Below are 14,844 nucleotides of genomic sequence, written 5' to 3'. Positions count from 1 at the left end.
TCGCGCAAGGGCAACTGCCACGATAACGCCGCCATGGAAAGCTTCTTCGGCACCCTGAAGTCCGAGTTCTTTTACCCGACTCGCTTCGAGAGCATCGAAGCACTTCAGGCCGGCATCAAACACTACATTCACTACTACAATCACCAACGCATCAAGCTGAAGTTAAACGGGCTGAGTCCTGTGATGTACAGAACTCAGCCCGTTCGGCCCTAGCCAAATACTGTCCAGCTTTCCGGGGTCAGTTCAGAAGTGGGCTTTTTTCTCTCACTAACAACCGTTACTTCGCCACCGGCATCGAAAACTCCGCACCCTTTTCGGTGCTTTCCGGCCAGCGTTGCATGATCGACTTCTGCTTCGTATAGAAGCGCACGCCTTCTTCGCCATACGCGTGCATGTCGCCAAAGAGGCTGCGCTTCCAGCCGCCAAAGCCGTGCCATGCCATCGGCACCGGAATCGGCACGTTGATGCCCACCATGCCCACTTCGATCTGGCGGCCGAACTCGCGCGCCACGTGGCCGTCGCTCGTGAAGCAGGCGACGCCGTTACCGAACTCGTGATCGTTGATCAGCTGCACGGCTTCGGCAAAATCCTTCACGCGCACGCAGGCGAGCACCGGTCCAAAGATTTCTTCCTTGTAGATGCGCATCTCGGGCGTGACGTTGTCGAACAGCGTGCCGCCGGTGAAGAAGCCTTCTTCGTGGCCCGGCACCTTGAGGCCGCGCCCGTCCACCACGAGCTTCGCGCCTTCTTCCACGCCGGTCGCGATATAGCCTTCGATGCGCTCGAGCGCCTGCTTCGTGACGATCGGGCCCATTTCCGCATCGGCTTCCATGCCGTTCTTCACCACGAGGCTACGTGCGCGCTCGGCGAGGCGCGGCACGATCTTGTCAGCCACATCGCCGACCAGCACGGCCACCGAGATCGCCATGCAGCGCTCGCCTGCCGACCCGTAGCCTGCACCGATCAGTGCGTCCACGGTCTTGTCGAGGTCCGCGTCGGGCATCACGACCATGTGGTTCTTCGCGCCGCCGAGCGCCTGCACGCGCTTGCCGTGCTTCGCGCCCGTCTCGTAGATGTAGTTCGCGATCGGCGTGGAGCCCACGAAGCTCACGGCCTTCACGTCGCGGTGCGCGAGGAGGGCGTCGACCACGACCTTGTCGCCTTGCACGACGTTGAACACGCCGTCGGGCAGGCCGGCTTCCTTGAGCAGCCGCGCCATGAAAAGCGAAGCCGAAGGGTCGCGCTCGCTAGGCTTGAGGATAAACGTGCAGCCGGCTGCGAGTGCCACCGGGAACATCCAGCACGGCACCATGCAGGGGAAGTTGAACGGCGTGATGCCGGCCACCACGCCCAGCGGCTGGCGCACGGTCCAGTTGTCCATGCCCGTGGAAACCTGTTCGGTGTAGTCGCCCTTGAGCAATTGCGGAATGCCGCAGGCGAATTCGATCACATCGATGCCGCGCGCCACTTCGCCCTGCGCGTCGGAGAAGACCTTGCCATGTTCGGCCGTGATGATCGCCGCGAGGTCGTCCGCGTGACGATTCATCAGCTCGAGAAAACGCAGCATGACGCGTGCGCGGCGAATGGGCGGCGTGTCGCGCCACTTCGGGAACGCGGCTTTCGCGCTCGCCACGGCGGCGTCCACGTCGGCAACTTCGCCCAGCACGAGGCGGCGCGCGGCGGCGCCGGTCGCCGGGTTGAAGACCGCTTGCGTGCGGTCGCCCGCGCCGCGCTCGGACTTGCCGCCGATGAAGTGGATTACGTCTGCGGAATCGGTATAGGCCTGCATGTCATCTCCTCGTATGGTGAGTGCGTGCCGCCAGTCTACGGAGGGTGCGGGGGCGAGGAAAGACGCTGTCGTTGAATTGATTGTTTTCAGCTGTGAACAATCACTTACGCAGTCTGTGAAAAGTGCGCGAGGGGCATGCTAGTATCGGCGCGGGGATCACGAGTTTTGACGCGGACTTTTTATCGATGGATACGCAGCGAGTCGAAGCACTCTGGACGCATTTGCACTGGCTCAATGTGCTGGCCACCCAGGGCAGCTATACCGCGGCGGCAACGCGCCTGGGCGTGAGCAAGGCGGCCGTGAGCCAGCGCATTGCCGAACTGGAGCGCGTCGCAGGGGTGCCGCTTGTGCAGCGCACCACGCGCAGCGTGCGCTTCACGGAAGCGGGGCTGCGGCTCGTGGAGGACACGCGCGCGCAGTTCGACAGCATTGCGGCGAGCTTTGCGAGCGTGCGCGAGATGGCCGATGTCGCGCGCGGCACGGTGCGCGTCACCGCGCCCGTGGCCTTCGCGCGCCAGCAACTGGTGCCACGTCTTGCGCAATTTTCGCGCACGCATCCCGAAGTGCGCGTGCAACTGGAGCTTTCCGACCGGCTCACCTCGATTGCGACCGAAGGGTTCGATCTCGCGATTCGCCATAGCGCGCAGGTGCCGGAAACTCACGTGGCCTGGAAGCTCTGCGACACGCGCTCGGTCATCGTCGCCACGCGTGCTTACCTCAAGCAGCGGGGCACGCCGCAAACGCCCGCCGATCTGGCGCAGCACGACTGTCTGTTCTATCCACGCGCGCTGGGTGCGGGCGTGTGGTCCTTCGAGAAAGCCGGCCGCCGCGCGGAAGGCACGCGCGAGACGGTGACGGTGAACGGCCCGTTTTCGGCGAACAACAGCGAAGCGTTGCGCGACGCGGCGCTGGAACATCTCGGCATCGCGCTGTTGCCCGATTTCAGCGCGCAGGCCGCACTGCAGGCCGGCAAGCTCGTCGTGCTGCTGCCCAACTGGCGCCCCGTAGGCGCGTTCGCTTCGCAATTGCACGTCGTGCGGCCGTATGGGGCGCAGGTGCCGCGTGCGGTCAAGCACTTTGCGGAGTTCCTGCGGCAGACGTTCAAGGATGGCTTTCCGCTGGAGTGACGTGCGCGCGCAGCCACGCCGCCGCCTTCCTGATGTGTTTTTGATAGATTTTTGGCATCCACGGCGCCCCGTGCCGGCGTTATCCTTGACGCAAAACGGAGGCAGACGCATGGATCAGCACGAATCACCCGTGGCGGATTTTGGGCGGCAATGGTACGTCGAACGCGAATGCTCGCTAGACGCATTCGTGGACAGGCTACGCGACGACGGCAGCCCTTTGCGCTTCGCCTGCGATGTGAAGCAGCGCATTCCCGTGTACGACTGCGAGGCACTAGAAGGCGCGCTTCACGACGCGGCGCAGCGCGCGCAATTGCAGGCGGAATGGGCGCACGTGCTGCGCGACGGCGCTGGCGTGCTGGTGCTCGAGCGCGCTTACGCAAACACGCAGCCAGTGGACGATGCGTCCGCCGTGTTCGAAGCCATTATCCGGGCCGAGCGTGAGCAGGGGGCGAGCGGCGCAGACCATTTTGCGAAGGCGGGCGCAAACGACCGCATCTGGAATGCGCAACAGAAGCTCTGCCTCAAAGCGCCCGCCGTATTCGTCGATTACTTCGCGAACCTGCCGCTCATGGCTATGTGCGAGGCGTGGCTCGGACCGTGCTATCAGATGACCTCGCAGGTCAACGTGGTGCGTCCGGGCGGCGCGGCGCAGGAAGCGCACCGCGACTATCACCTGGGATTCCAGACGATCGAGGAGGCCCAGCGTTATCCGGCGCATGTGCACCACGTATCTGCTTTCCTCACGCTCCAGGGGGCGGTCGCGCACAGCGACATGCCGGTCGAGAGCGGGCCGACGAAACTCTTGCCGTACTCGCAACGCTATGCCGAGGGATATCTTGCATGGCGGCGAGCCGATTTCCGCGCGTATTTCGAAGCGCATTGCGTGCAGTTGCCGCTTACCAAAGGCGACGCCCTGTTCTTCAATCCCGCGCTATTTCATGCGGCGGGCGCGAACCGCACCGCCGGCGTGCAGCGCATGGCGAACCTGCTGCAAGTGTCATCGGCAATGGGGCGCGCAATGGAAGCGCTCGACCGCGCGAGCATGTGCGAAGCCATTTATCCCGTGCTGCGCGAGCGGCGCAGGAAGGGCGTGGGCGTTGCAGCCGAACTCGCGACCGTCGCGGTCGTCGCGTCGTGTGCCGAGGGCTATCCGTTTCCCACGAATCTCGACCGTGACCCGCCCCTGGGCGGCCTCGCGCCAGAAAGCCAGCAGGCGCTCATGCTGCGTGCGCTGCGCGAGGACTGGGAGCCGGGCAGATTCGCCGAGGCGTTGCGCGCGCAGGGCGCGCGACGCGATCCCGCGTAAGCGCAGCGATGAGCGCATCGTGCAGGGCGTATATCTCGTGGCCGCCATCGACCACGAGACGGTGAGGTGAGGATATTCAGGATAGCTATCGGCTCATTCTAAAGCGCCCACCTCGGCGAAGCGCGCTTCGTTCAGATCGGCAATCAGCGAGGGGCCCGTCGGGCGCCAGCCGAGCCGCGCCTGGGTGAGCGCGCTCGAAGCGGGCATGTCCAGTCCGACGAACATCCCCATCCAGCCGAAATGCGCGGCCGCGTCTTGCGGCGCGATCGAAACGGCCGGCAGGCCGAGCCCGCGGCCCAGCGCCTCGGCGATTTCGCGGCTCGTCACGCCCTCTTCGCCGACCGCGTGGTAGCGTGCGCCCGGCTGACCTTTCTCCACGGCGAGGCGATAAAGGCGCACGGCGTCGGAGAGGTGGCCAGCCGGCCAGCGGTTCTGGCCGTCGCCCACGTAGGCGCAAATGCCTTTCTCGCGCGCGATCGCAACGAGCGGCGTAACGAGTCCTTGCCGAAACGGGTTGTGGACCTGGGGCAGCCGCACCGCACCCACGTTGAGCCCTTGTTCCAGCAGTGCCTGCCCGGCCAGCTCGGACGCAATGCGCGGGTTGGGATGGCCCGGATTGAAGACGTCCTCGCTCGCCGGCTCGCCAGGCCGGGCATTGCCGATGCCCGTGCCGGACGTGATCAGCAGCGGACGATCGGAGCCGGCGAGCGCGGCGCCGAGCGCCGCAATGGCGCGCTTGTCCTTTTCGCAGTTTTCGACGAAGCGCGAGAAGTCGTGATCGAAGGCCGTGTGGATCACGGCGTCGGCTTGGTCCGCGCCGCTGCGCAGGCTTGCCGGTTCCTCCAGCGTGCCGCGATGTACGCGTGCGCCCGCCCGGGCGAGCGCCTGCGCGCCGGCTTCGGAGCGGGTCATGCCGATCACTTCGTGACCGGCTTCGATGAGTTCCGGAACGAGCGCCGAGCCGATGAAGCCGGTCGCGCCGGTCAGAAAAATACGCATGGTCATCTCTCCTGGGTCATGACTGGCGTACTATCTCCAAATTTTCTATACCGTTAGAGTAGTGAGTTCATCATAGTAAGATGACTAACAGGCTCTCCATTCCGATCCACTCGGCGGGCTCGCTCGGCGACTTCCTGAGGCGCTGCCGCACGCGGCTCGACCCCGCGAGCTTCGGTTTCAGCGGTCGCAGGCGCACGCCGGGGTTGCATCGCGAAGAAGTGGCGCGGCGGGCCAATATCAGTCCGACCTGGTACACGTGGCTCGAACAGGGGCGCGGCGGCGCGCCTTCGCCGGAGGTGCTCGAACGCATCTGCGGCGCGCTGATGCTCACCGATCCGGAGCGCGAGCACCTCTTCATGCTGGGGCTCGGGCGGAGCAGTCGGCGTTTTCCGTCGATGGCCGGCCCGACCTGCACATGATCGTCTACAACCCGGTCGATGCCGGGCAGGCCGAGCACATCAAGGCGCTGATCGAGCAGTCGTGACACTGCAGCGCGCAACCTGACCTCCCTGGTCTTCCTCATGAAGCAAGGGCTAATCAGCGCTCGCGTGCAAGCGTCAGCGCAGCGGTGAGCTGATCGAGGCCGATTGGTTTGATTTCGCCGAGTTGTTGAGCAGATTGGCGAAAACCTGAGCGAGCCGCACGTCGTCGCCATGCAGATACAGCGGCGCGGCCGCCTTGCTCACCGCCAGCGTATGCCGCGCATTCTCGATCGCCGGCCGGCTCAGGTCGAGCGCGGTTTCCAGCACGGTATGGATATCGACGCGCCGCCGGCGCAGCACAATGGCGCCGCTGTTGATGCGCGCCACTTCCATCAGGTCGTCGACGAGCCGCACGAGATGACCGAGCTGGCGATCGAGCATGTCGAGCACGCGTTTCCCGTCGGCCGGGTCGGGGCTCGCGCGCAGGATCTGCAGGCCATTGCGAATGGGCGCGAGCGGATTGCGCAGTTCGTGCGCGAGCGTCGCGAGAAAGTGATCCTTCATGCGGTCGACGTGCGCGAGCTTCGCTTCGCGCTCGCGCAGCAGCGTCTCGGCCTTCGTGCGCTCGATGAGACTGGTCGCCTGGTTCGCAAGGATGTCGAAGAGCTGGAGCTGCTGCGCGCTTGGGCGGTAAGGCACCGCCCAATGCGTGGAAAGCATGCCGATCAGCGTGCCGTCGCGGGCGCGCAGCGGCGTGGTTTGCATGCCCCGGATGCCAGTCTCGCGGAATACGTCGAGGTCGGCGGTGCCGGCGAACTCAGGCCAGGCTTCCGCGTCGGGGACGATCACGCGCTCGCCCCGCGCCCAGGCGGCGCCGCAACTCGTTGTCGAGTCGATACGGACGACGCGCCAGTGTTCGGCCGCAGCCGGCGTGAAGCCGCAATGCGCGATAAGGTCCAGCCGCTCGCGGCCGTTCTCCTCGCCGGACAGCATTTGCAGGCTCGCGAAATCGGAGCTCAGGAGTTGCCGGGCCGCCTCGACGATACGGCTATACAGCGCAGCCGGCTGATGCTCCACCAGCAGGTGGAGCGAAAGTTCGTGCAACGATCGGCTCGCGGACAGATCCTCGTTGAGCAGGGCGATCAGCGTTTCGGGGTCGGTGCTGACCGACGGGGCCGGGTTCATTAACGGATCTGCGTCTCGCGTCGTCATCGTTGTTCCGTACGTGGGCGCCCAGTACCGGCAATCGGCACATTTTATGCGGCTTTGTCATAGCCGTATATTGCTGGCCGGGAAATAGGGTTGCATTTCCAGTTGTGTTTACAACGAGCCACGCTCGCTCGGGGGCGGCCAGTATCACCGCGGTCGGCGCTGCTTGAGGGCTAAGGCAAGCCGCGGCATACCCGAGGGGCGGCCGGGCACCGTTCACGGGCCGAGCAGGCCACCCGTTGGCAGCGACAGCTTGCCGCGATCGACGAAGCGCGTGCCGCCGCCGATGCCGCCTGCGAGGCGCCCGCGTATTTCGTAGGGAATGTCGCCTGCCTGTGCACTGCCCGCAAAGGCGAAAGCCTGGCGCACGGCGGCGAATGCCGGCACGGTCAGCGGCACGACGATCACCGTTTCACCGAAGCGCGGCACGACACCGCTTTGATCGCTCACGCCGCTGGCGAACGATTGACCGTTCAGATCCAGTTGCAGCGACACGCCGCTAAACTCGACCGGCGCGTCGTTGGGATTCTGGACGCGCAACTTCACGTTGAAGCGCATCTCCATCCCTTCGCCCTGTAGTGGCTCGAGCCCAGCCACGTTGACCCGCAGCGGGTCCTGGCCCATCAACCCCGCGCAGCCGCCAAGCCAGGAAAGCACGCAAAGCAAGATGCAGAAAAGTCGCATTGAGCGCCTCGCGTCAGGTGCTGGCATGGCAAGTTACCTCGTCTGTAGAGTCCGCAGGTGCCGCTTAGTGTAGCGCCGATCCTTGGCAGGTTTCGTGCCATCCGCCGGGCTGTCGCGGGTCCCTGTGTTTCGATTCGCGTGCTCTGGCGGCCCGAGTCGGCCAGATCGATCCGGATTGCATGGATCCAGGCCAAACCTGCGATACGATATATCCCCGACGCTTACGCGACATGCGCCATTCGCGGCCGAAAGTCGTTTCAATTTGCTTTCACTGGTCGAGTGCCGCGCCGCGTCCTGACTCTCTCCTATCGTGCGCTCGTTTATGTCGCGCGAATCGGCGCGATTGTTTTCGGCACCGTGCCGTCGCTTTCGTTCGTGCAGCCGTCGCCCTGGAACGTGGCGCTGCTCGGCCTTGCGATCGTCACGTTGCCCTGCATATCGATCGGCATGGTGATGCTCGCTCACGATCGGATCCTTGGGTGCATGGAAAAGCTCGCGACGATCGACGAACTGACGGGCGCGCTCACGCGGCGTGCGCCCATTGCCAGGGCGCATGGCCTGCTTGCGCAAGCGCGGGAGAAGGGCGATCCGTTGTCGATCGCGATTCTCGACATCGATAACTTCAAGGCTGTCAACGACGGCTTTGGCCATGCGGTCGGCGATCGCATCCTGGCGCACGTTGCCTCGGTCGTCAGCGCTCAATTGAGGTCATGCGATCTGTTCGGACGGCTGGGTGGCGAAGAGTTCGCGATCCTGTTCGCTTACGCGCAAAAGCACGACGCAGCGACGTTGACGAATACGCTGCGGCTTGCAGTCGAGCGTTCGTCCGCCGACGGCGTGCGCTATACGCTCAGCGCTGGCGTCGGCAGGCTCGTGCCGGACGAAACGCTGGAAAGCGCGATGGTACGGGCCGACGCTGCGCTTTATGTCGCGAAGGCGGCGGGGCGCAATCGCGTCATCATGACATCGGACGCCGAAGAAGGCGAAGTCCGCTACCTCGCCGAATCGCGCTGAAGAAATGCTTGCCCGGCAAATTTATTCCAGGGAAAATTCGCGCTGACGAAAACCAGCATCGACGCTGGCTTCGTGCGACCCGGCGCGTCGTACCGGGCAGGTCAATCACTCCCGGGCAATGGCGTCCGCAACGGTGGTCATGCCGGTTAACTGTCCATGTTCAAGCGCCTCTTTTCCGAACTCGCCCGAGTCTTCGTTCCGGCTGGGCGAAATCCCGACTTATCCGCTCTGATCGACTTCCCGTGCAGCGCTTTCGACGACCCCGCCATCGAGAGGGAAAGCGGTCTGTCCCGATTGCGTGACAGTGCGGGCATGCGTGCGGCCCGCTCGCGCCGCCGCGTCTGGAGGCTCCGCGAAGTCCGCCGCGAATTTCGCCGCGAAGTTCGTCCGGTGCCGCGCCTCTAATGCGGCAATACGCTCGCCCGTAATCATCGGCGGCCTTCAACTGCGGTCTTCGACCGCGGCATTCAACCGCGGCATTTTTAGGGTCTTCCCTGCCATGAAGGCGGGCTGGGCGGGCCCGGCCCGAGTTTTCCTCAGGGTTCTCCCAAGCCATAGGTGTTTTCGCGTGTTTTTGACGACTCGACGCGAGTATTCTGGACTGCTATCTTGCCCGGCGCAGGTGCACCCGCAGCGTCGATCACGCTTGCGGAGCGCGCCGCTGGGGAATGTCCGCGCCGCAACCATGCGGGCGGTGTCCATGTCTTGACCACCCTGTATATCGAGAACCAAGGGGGATCCCATGAAAAAGTTGTTTGCAGCCGTGTCTATTGCCTTGATCGCCTCCACAGGCAGCGCCGGTGCCTTTGCGGCGGACACCATTCGCTTTGGTGTCGATGCAAGCTATCCGCCGTTTGAATCGAAAGCACCCGACGGCAAACTGGTCGGCTTCGACATCGATCTTGGCAACGAGATCTGCCACCGTCTGAATGCCCAATGTGTCTGGATCGAGAACGACTTCGACGGCATGATCCCGGCGCTGAAAGCGCGCAAGTTCGACGGCGTGCTTTCGTCGATGTCGATGACCCCGGCGCGCAAAGAGCAGATCGCGTTCTCGGACAAGCTGTTCAACACGCCGACGCGCCTTGTCGCCAAAACGGGCTCGGGCATCATGCCGACGGCGCAATCGCTCAAGGGTAAGCGCGTGGGCGTGGAGCAGGGCACGATTCAGGAAGCCTACGCAAAGGCGCATTGGGCAACGGCTGGCGTAGAGGTCGTGCCTTACCAGAACCAGGACCAGGTCTATCAGGACCTGCTGGCCGGCCGCGTGGACGCGGCGCTGCAAGACGCCGTGCAGGCCGACGTGGGCTTCCTGAAGACGCCGCGCGGCCAGGGCTACAGCTTCGCGGGCGGCGACCTGGATGACCCGGTCACGCTCGGCAACGGCGCCGGCATCGGCCTGCGCAAGGAAGACGCCGCGCTCAAGACGAAGATCGACGGCGCGATCGCCGGCATCATCAAGGACGGCACGTACAAGAAGATCGAGAAGAAGTACTTCGACTTCGACGTGTATGGTAAGTGATGTGATGCACCCAGCGTGACGTGTGCACGGCACGAAAGCAGGTACACCGCTTTCGTGCCGCGCGTAGCCGGAGCATCCTACGCGGCCTCGCGCAGTGCCTTCGCTTGAGTCGAATCCTTTTTCGGTGGCGCTCCAAACATCCGCGTGTATTCCCGGCTGAACTGCGAGGCGCTTTCGTATCCCACTTCGAATGCGGCGGCCTGTACGCTCATCGACAGTGAGAGCAGCAGTCTGCGGGCTTCCAGGAGCCGCAACTGCTTTTGGTATTGAAGGGGCGGCAGCCCTGTCAGCGCCTTGAACTGCCGGTGGAACGCCGAAGCGCTGAGCTGGGCGACTGCCGCCAGGTCTTCCACCCGCACGGTTTCGGCAAACCGCGCCCGCAAATTCTCCACCGCGCGCAGCAGGCTGTGAGAAGGGCTTTCGGTCGACGCCAGCCTCGCGATTTCAGATCCATTCGGACCCCTTAGCAGCCAATAGCAAATCTCGCGCATGAGCATTGGGTACAGCATGCCGATGGCGTCGGGCGTGTCCAGCAGGCGCACCGCGCGCAGCGCGCAATCGGCGAGGGGGCCATCGAAGTTCGCGACGAACACGCCGCGGCTTGCATCTGCCGCCGGCACGGGCGCAGGCGACATTTCGTTTGCAACGGCGCGCAACATCGCCAGGTCCAGCTCGAGAATCAGAACCAGGCAAGGTTTGTCCGGGCTCGCCTCGAACACGCGGCCCCGCGACGGCGTTTCCACGCCGACCACGAGCGCTTGACCAGCCCGGTACTCCAGTTGCGCCCCGCCAAAACTAGCCCATTTGGCGCCTTGAGCGACGATGCACAGAGCCGGGCGCGCCGAACGAAACGTGGGCGGCGCGGGGTGATCGGAGCGCAGGATGAGCAGTCCGTCGACAGCGGTGCTGTATGGGCTCGTGCCTGGCTGCGTTTGCGTGTAGCGCAGCAGGGCGGCGGCCAGTTCGTTCGTCATGGCGGCTCGATAAGGAACGCGCAGTGGAAAGTGCGCCGTCCCATCTTAGTCAGCGAAGCAGGATTAGGCAAGAATCGGGCAGGTTCGGGTATTCACTCGCCGGTGGCGTCAAGCGGAGAATCGATGCTATCCAACACAGCGAGAGGTGCCAAATGGCAACGAACAACGGCAGTCAGTCGGACCCGAAAATCGCGGTCGTCACCGGAGGCAGCCGCGGGATTGGCCGCGACACCGTTCTGCGGCTGGCAAGCCGCGGTGTCCACACGGTTTTCACTTACAACACCAATCGAGCCGACGCAGAGAAGGTCTGTGCGGAGGTCGCGCAGGCGGGCGGGCAAGCGATTGCCTTGCAATTGAACATGGCGAATTCAGGCGCGTTCGACGACTTCGTCGCGCGCCTGCGAGAAGCGCTTGGGACGCTGAACGCAAAGGGCTTCGATTATCTGGTGAACAACGCCGGTATTTCTTCGATAGCCACGCTCGCAGCCGGCACCGAAGCGGAACTCGACGCGCAGTTCGCGGTGCATTTCAAGGGGCCGTTTCTGCTGACGCAAAAGCTGCTGCCGCTCATTCATGACGGTGGGCGGATTGTGAACCTCTCCTCGGGCCTTGCACGCTTCGCGTTTCCGGGCCGCGCGATTTATGGCCCGATGAAGGCGGCCGTCGAAGCGCTCACGCGCTATATGGCGCTCGAACTCGCGCCGCGCCGAATCGCAGTCAACGTCGTGGCGCCAGGCGCCATTGCGACCGACTTTAGCGGCGGCGTCGTGCGGGACAATCCGGAGGTGAACAAAGCGGTGGCGGAACATACCGCGCTGGGCCGCGCGGGATTGCCGACGGACGTGGGGCCCGTGATTGCAGGTCTATTGTCGGATGACTTTGGCTGGGTGAACGCGCAGCGCATCGAGGTGGCTGGCGGCATTCATATTTGATTTCGCGGGTTATGGCGTGACGCTTTTGCCGGACGCGTCGACTTCGATACCCCAGTCGCCCTGTTCGAGCCAGTCGTCGCCGAGCAGTTCGGCCGGATGCTGTGTGCGGCTCTGGCCGTTGCCGCATCGCATGTCGTTGGCAGGGCAGTAGTGGTCGCAGCCCCAGCACAGGCGCTCGGGGTGCAGCGGGTGAATCGGAAACTTCTTTGCCATGATGTCGCCCCAGTGCGATCTCGGTCAGAACGCAATATTGAGATTGTCTTCCTTCCGCGGCACGGTGGCAGATGGCAGAGTGTCGCGCCCAGGAAGCCCGGCGAAGGGTATAAAAGGTCGCGTCGCTCTCCCTGCGTGTTGTTGCCACAGGGTCATGCTATGGTCGTACGGCGTTCGGCCGATCCGGTCGCCGCGCCTGGAAGCGCTGAACAAAACGACCCGCGTGCTCTGCAATGACCCGTTCGAGTCCTTTCCCGCAAAAGCGGCGCCGCGCGTGGCCGCTGATTCTGTTGTGTGCCGTCGTCATCGTCCTGGCTGCCATGGTGCTGGCGGGCTGGCTGACATTGCGCGGCAGCTTGCCGCAGCTGGATGGCACGCGTGCCGCGCCGCTTTCCGCACCGGTGATGATCGGGCGCGACGCGCTTGGCGTGCCGACGGTGCAAGGCAGCACGCGTGGCGACGTTGCGTATGCGAGCGGCTTCCTTCACGCGCAGGACCGCTTCTTCCAGATGGATTTGCTGCGCCGGGTCGCCGCTGGCGAGATGGCGGCGCTCATCGGCCCGGCGGCGCTGCCGCTGGACCGCCGCGACCGGCCCTTGCGCTTTCGCGAACACGCGCAGGCGGCGCTTGCCGCACTCTCCGCCGACCAGCGGCAACTGATCGAGCGCTATACGGCAGGTGTCAACGACGGCCTGCGCTCGCTTCGCGCGCGGCCGTTCGAATACTGGCTGTTGCGCGCGCAACCGGCGCCGTGGCGTCTCGAAGACACGGTGCTTGCCGTCTACGCAATGTACTTCGATCTTCAGTATGACCAGGTGAGGCGCGTGCTCTCGCGCGCGGCGCTGCGCGAACGCGTTCCGGCCGATCTGCTGGCGTTCCTGTTGCCGCAGACGAGCCATTGGGATGCCCCGCTCGACGGGCAGCGCGCATGGGTGCTGCCGCCGGCTGCGCTGCCCGCAGCGCCGCCATCATGGCTCCCGACAACGCAGTCCGCTGCCGATGCCGAACCCGATGCCACCGCGCTTCTCGTCGGCCTGCCTGGTTTCGTGAGCGGCTTCGTAAGCGACTTCGCAGGCGGCGGGAGCGCGGTCGATTCGATGGTCGGCAGCAACGGTTTCGCGGTCGACGGCGCGCACGGTGCTCACGGCGGCGCACTGCTCGCGAGCGACATGCACCTCGGCCTGTCGCTGCCGAACATCTGGTACCGGATCTCGCTCGTCTATCCCGCGCCCGATGGCGTCGAGCGGCGTATCACGGGCGTCAGTTTGCCGGGTACGCCGTTCGTCGTGGCCGGTAGCAATGGCCATATCGCGTGGGGCTTCACGAACAGCTATGGGCGTTTCGTCGATCTGGTCGAACTTCAACGCGATCCGGCCGAGCCATTGCGCTACCGTGTCCCGAACGGCGGCTGGGAGCGGGCGCAGGTGATCCACGAGCGGCTCGACGTGAACGGCGGCGCGAGCGTCGATCTGCCGGTCATGCAAACGCGCTGGGGGCCGCAGCTCGTTGTCGGCGAGCAAGCGTATGCATTGCGTTGGGTCGCGCAGGATCCGCAGGCGACCAACATGAACTTCATGCGGCTAGAAGGCATCACGAACGTCGCCGAGGCGTTGCGCGCCGCGCAGACCTTCGGCATGCCGACGCAGAACTTCATGGTGGCCGACGCGCAAGGCCATATCGGCTGGACGCTTGCCGGGCCGCTGCCGCGCTTCGCGGATGCCGACGCAGACGGTGAGGCGGCAGCGCTCGCGAGCTTGCCGTACCGCTCCGGGACGTACGCCGGTTGGCAAGGCTATCGGACGCCCGATGCGTATCCCGTACGCGTCGATCCGCGGGCCGGCCGCATCTGGACCGCGAACAACCGCACCCTGCCGCTGGAGGACGTGGCGCAAATCGGCGACTCCGGCACGGATCTCGGCGCGCGCGCCACGCAAATTCGCAACGACCTGCTCGCGCTGCCGCACGCGAGCGAGCGCGACATGCTCGCGGTGCAGACCGACGACCGCGCGTTCTGGATCGAGTACTGGCGACGCGTGGCGCTCGACGCGCTCGATGCGCGCGCGCTCGACGGCCATCCCAAACGCGCCGAATTCCAGCGGCTGATTCAGGCGTGGGATGGCCGCGCCGATGTCAATGCAGTCGGCTACCGGCTGGTGCGCGCGTTCTACGACTCCCTCTACGAAGGATGGTTCGGTGTACTGGACAAGCAGATGGCCGCGATTGCGCCGGACCTCAGCTATCGTGCGGCGAACTCGCGTTACGAAGCGACGATGGAGACGCTAGCCGACCATCGCGCGTGGATACCGGGCCGCTTCGCGGACTGGCGCGCGTTCATGCTGGACCGGATCGATCACGCAATCGCCGGGTTGCCCAAGGGCACCAGGCTCGAAGAGGCGCGCTGGGGGAGCTAACGTCAAGTCTGGTGTATGGGCAGCATCGTGACGACCGATTTCAAGCGGCGAGTTTCTGCTGAACCGGCCGATCGTCTTGCACCGGTTCGCCGTCCTTGAAGGCAACGCCCGCGAGCAACAGCTTGATCTTTTCCGGGCCGTTGATACGGCGCCAGGTTTTCTCGGCTTCCTCGATCAGCTTGAATGCGAGCCCGAGGAAGGTTGGTCGCGATACGCAGTTGCGCGTGCGCGTCGTACGGTGG

The 14,844-nt window shown here is 64.7% G+C and carries 14 protein-coding genes and 2 pseudogenes; 9 read left to right on the top strand and 7 right to left on the bottom strand.

The features are described 5' to 3' along the window. A partial coding sequence (locus M3I54_RS41320) for an IS3 family transposase (protein ID WP_254345359.1) occupies positions 1-213 on the top strand: 213 nt, incomplete at its 5' end. A 64-nt stretch (positions 214-277) separates the two neighbouring features. Here the strand turns inward: M3I54_RS41320 and M3I54_RS41315 are convergent. Next, on the bottom strand, positions 278-1,789 hold the full coding sequence (locus M3I54_RS41315; RefSeq protein ID WP_254345916.1) for a CoA-acylating methylmalonate-semialdehyde dehydrogenase: 1,512 nt from the start codon (positions 1,787-1,789) through the stop codon (positions 278-280). 185 nt (positions 1,790-1,974) lie between these two features. On the opposite strand from M3I54_RS41315, the gene M3I54_RS41310 reads away from it, so the two are divergent. Together M3I54_RS41310 and M3I54_RS41305 are read left to right on the top strand one after the other, a co-directional pair. Beyond that, entirely contained in the window at positions 1,975-2,916 is a 942-nt protein-coding gene (locus tag M3I54_RS41310; protein WP_254345915.1) for a LysR family transcriptional regulator, read from the top strand. Positions 2,917-3,025: 109 nt separating this feature from the next. Next, positions 3,026-4,222 (top strand): phytanoyl-CoA dioxygenase family protein, encoded by a 1,197-nt coding sequence (locus M3I54_RS41305; protein WP_254345914.1) that lies wholly within the window; start codon positions 3,026-3,028, stop codon positions 4,220-4,222. Between the two features lie 93 nt (positions 4,223-4,315). On the opposite strand, the gene M3I54_RS41300 is transcribed toward M3I54_RS41305, so the two are convergent. Continuing rightward, the gene (locus M3I54_RS41300; protein ID WP_254345913.1) at positions 4,316-5,221 is read right to left on the bottom strand and encodes an SDR family oxidoreductase; all 906 of its coding nucleotides are present in this window, start codon (positions 5,219-5,221) and stop codon (positions 4,316-4,318) included. An 80-nt stretch (positions 5,222-5,301) separates the two neighbouring features. Between M3I54_RS41300 and M3I54_RS41295 the strand changes: the two are divergent. Next, positions 5,302-5,595 (top strand): annotated as a pseudogene (locus M3I54_RS41295) (helix-turn-helix domain-containing protein); the annotation flags it as partial. 183 nt (positions 5,596-5,778) lie between these two features. Here M3I54_RS41295 and M3I54_RS41290 read toward each other — a convergent pair. Beyond that, a complete protein-coding gene (locus M3I54_RS41290) occupies positions 5,779-6,828 on the bottom strand; it encodes a GAF domain-containing sensor histidine kinase (protein WP_254345911.1) in 1,050 nt (349 codons plus the stop codon). A gap of 240 nt (positions 6,829-7,068) precedes the next feature. Further along, positions 7,069-7,536, bottom strand: coding sequence for an LEA type 2 family protein (locus M3I54_RS41285; RefSeq protein WP_254345909.1), 468 nt, complete (start codon positions 7,534-7,536; stop codon positions 7,069-7,071). Positions 7,537-7,815: 279 nt separating this feature from the next. Between M3I54_RS41285 and M3I54_RS41280 the strand changes: the two genes are divergently transcribed. The 3 genes from M3I54_RS41280 to M3I54_RS41270 all read left to right on the top strand — a co-directional run bounded on the left by M3I54_RS41280 (position 7,816) and on the right by M3I54_RS41270 (position 10,072). After that, complete coding sequence (locus M3I54_RS41280) at positions 7,816-8,550, top strand: GGDEF domain-containing protein (RefSeq protein ID WP_254345907.1); 735 nt, start codon at positions 7,816-7,818, stop codon at positions 8,548-8,550. A 156-nt stretch (positions 8,551-8,706) separates the two neighbouring features. Continuing rightward, positions 8,707-8,955, top strand: a complete 249-nt coding sequence (locus tag M3I54_RS41275; RefSeq protein WP_254345905.1) for a hypothetical protein — start codon at positions 8,707-8,709, stop codon at positions 8,953-8,955. A 337-nt stretch (positions 8,956-9,292) separates the two neighbouring features. Beyond that, complete coding sequence (locus M3I54_RS41270; protein WP_254345903.1) at positions 9,293-10,072, top strand: ABC transporter substrate-binding protein; 780 nt, start codon at positions 9,293-9,295, stop codon at positions 10,070-10,072. A 77-nt stretch (positions 10,073-10,149) separates the two neighbouring features. Here the strand turns inward: M3I54_RS41270 and M3I54_RS41265 are convergent, their stop codons facing one another. Then, on the bottom strand, positions 10,150-11,046 hold the full coding sequence (locus M3I54_RS41265) for an AraC family transcriptional regulator (RefSeq protein WP_254345902.1): 897 nt from the start codon (positions 11,044-11,046) through the stop codon (positions 10,150-10,152). Positions 11,047-11,198: 152 nt separating this feature from the next. Here M3I54_RS41265 and M3I54_RS41260 point away from each other — a divergent pair, with 152 nt between their 5' ends. Further along, the gene (locus tag M3I54_RS41260) at positions 11,199-11,978 is read left to right on the top strand and encodes an SDR family NAD(P)-dependent oxidoreductase (RefSeq protein ID WP_254345917.1); all 780 of its coding nucleotides are present in this window, start codon (positions 11,199-11,201) and stop codon (positions 11,976-11,978) included. Between the two features lie 9 nt (positions 11,979-11,987). On the opposite strand, the gene M3I54_RS41255 is transcribed toward M3I54_RS41260, so the two are convergent. Beyond that, positions 11,988-12,191, bottom strand: coding sequence for a DUF3079 domain-containing protein (locus M3I54_RS41255; RefSeq protein ID WP_028206775.1), 204 nt, complete (start codon positions 12,189-12,191; stop codon positions 11,988-11,990). 233 nt (positions 12,192-12,424) lie between these two features. On the opposite strand from M3I54_RS41255, the gene M3I54_RS41250 reads away from it, so the two are divergent. Continuing rightward, entirely contained in the window at positions 12,425-14,602 is a 2,178-nt protein-coding gene (locus M3I54_RS41250) for a penicillin acylase family protein (RefSeq protein WP_254345901.1), read from the top strand. A 40-nt stretch (positions 14,603-14,642) separates the two neighbouring features. Here M3I54_RS41250 and M3I54_RS41245 read toward each other — a convergent pair. Further along, a pseudogene (locus M3I54_RS41245) lies at positions 14,643-14,844 on the bottom strand (IS256 family transposase); the annotation flags it as partial.

Origin of the sequence: Paraburkholderia sp. CNPSo 3274 (genome assembly GCF_024206475.1) — a bacterium.
Taxonomy (GTDB): domain Bacteria; phylum Pseudomonadota; class Gammaproteobacteria; order Burkholderiales; family Burkholderiaceae; genus Paraburkholderia.
Note: the sequence above shows the minus strand (reverse complement) of the source record. Positions and strands in the feature narration are given on the sequence as shown.

Bases quoted from the DNA above. Each gene is read 5' to 3' on its own strand.
- M3I54_RS41315 (WP_254345916.1), bottom strand. From the start codon at position 1,789: ATGCAGGCCTATACCGATTCCGCAGACGTAATCCACTTCATCGGCGGC.
- M3I54_RS41310 (WP_254345915.1), top strand. From the start codon at position 1,975: ATGGATACGCAGCGAGTCGAAGCACTCTGGACGCATTTGCACTGGCTC.
- M3I54_RS41305 (WP_254345914.1), top strand. From the start codon at position 3,026: ATGGATCAGCACGAATCACCCGTGGCGGATTTTGGGCGGCAATGGTAC.
- M3I54_RS41300 (WP_254345913.1), bottom strand. From the start codon at position 5,221: ATGCGTATTTTTCTGACCGGCGCGACCGGCTTCATCGGCTCGGCGCTC.
- M3I54_RS41290 (WP_254345911.1), bottom strand. From the start codon at position 6,828: ATGAACCCGGCCCCGTCGGTCAGCACCGACCCCGAAACGCTGATCGCC.
- M3I54_RS41285 (WP_254345909.1), bottom strand. From the start codon at position 7,536: ATGCGACTTTTCTGCATCTTGCTTTGCGTGCTTTCCTGGCTTGGCGGC.
- M3I54_RS41275 (WP_254345905.1), top strand. From the start codon at position 8,707: ATGTTCAAGCGCCTCTTTTCCGAACTCGCCCGAGTCTTCGTTCCGGCT.
- M3I54_RS41270 (WP_254345903.1), top strand. From the start codon at position 9,293: ATGAAAAAGTTGTTTGCAGCCGTGTCTATTGCCTTGATCGCCTCCACA.
- M3I54_RS41265 (WP_254345902.1), bottom strand. From the start codon at position 11,046: ATGACGAACGAACTGGCCGCCGCCCTGCTGCGCTACACGCAAACGCAG.
- M3I54_RS41260 (WP_254345917.1), top strand. From the start codon at position 11,199: ATGGCAACGAACAACGGCAGTCAGTCGGACCCGAAAATCGCGGTCGTC.
- M3I54_RS41255 (WP_028206775.1), bottom strand. From the start codon at position 12,191: ATGGCAAAGAAGTTTCCGATTCACCCGCTGCACCCCGAGCGCCTGTGC.
- M3I54_RS41250 (WP_254345901.1), top strand. From the start codon at position 12,425: ATGACCCGTTCGAGTCCTTTCCCGCAAAAGCGGCGCCGCGCGTGGCCG.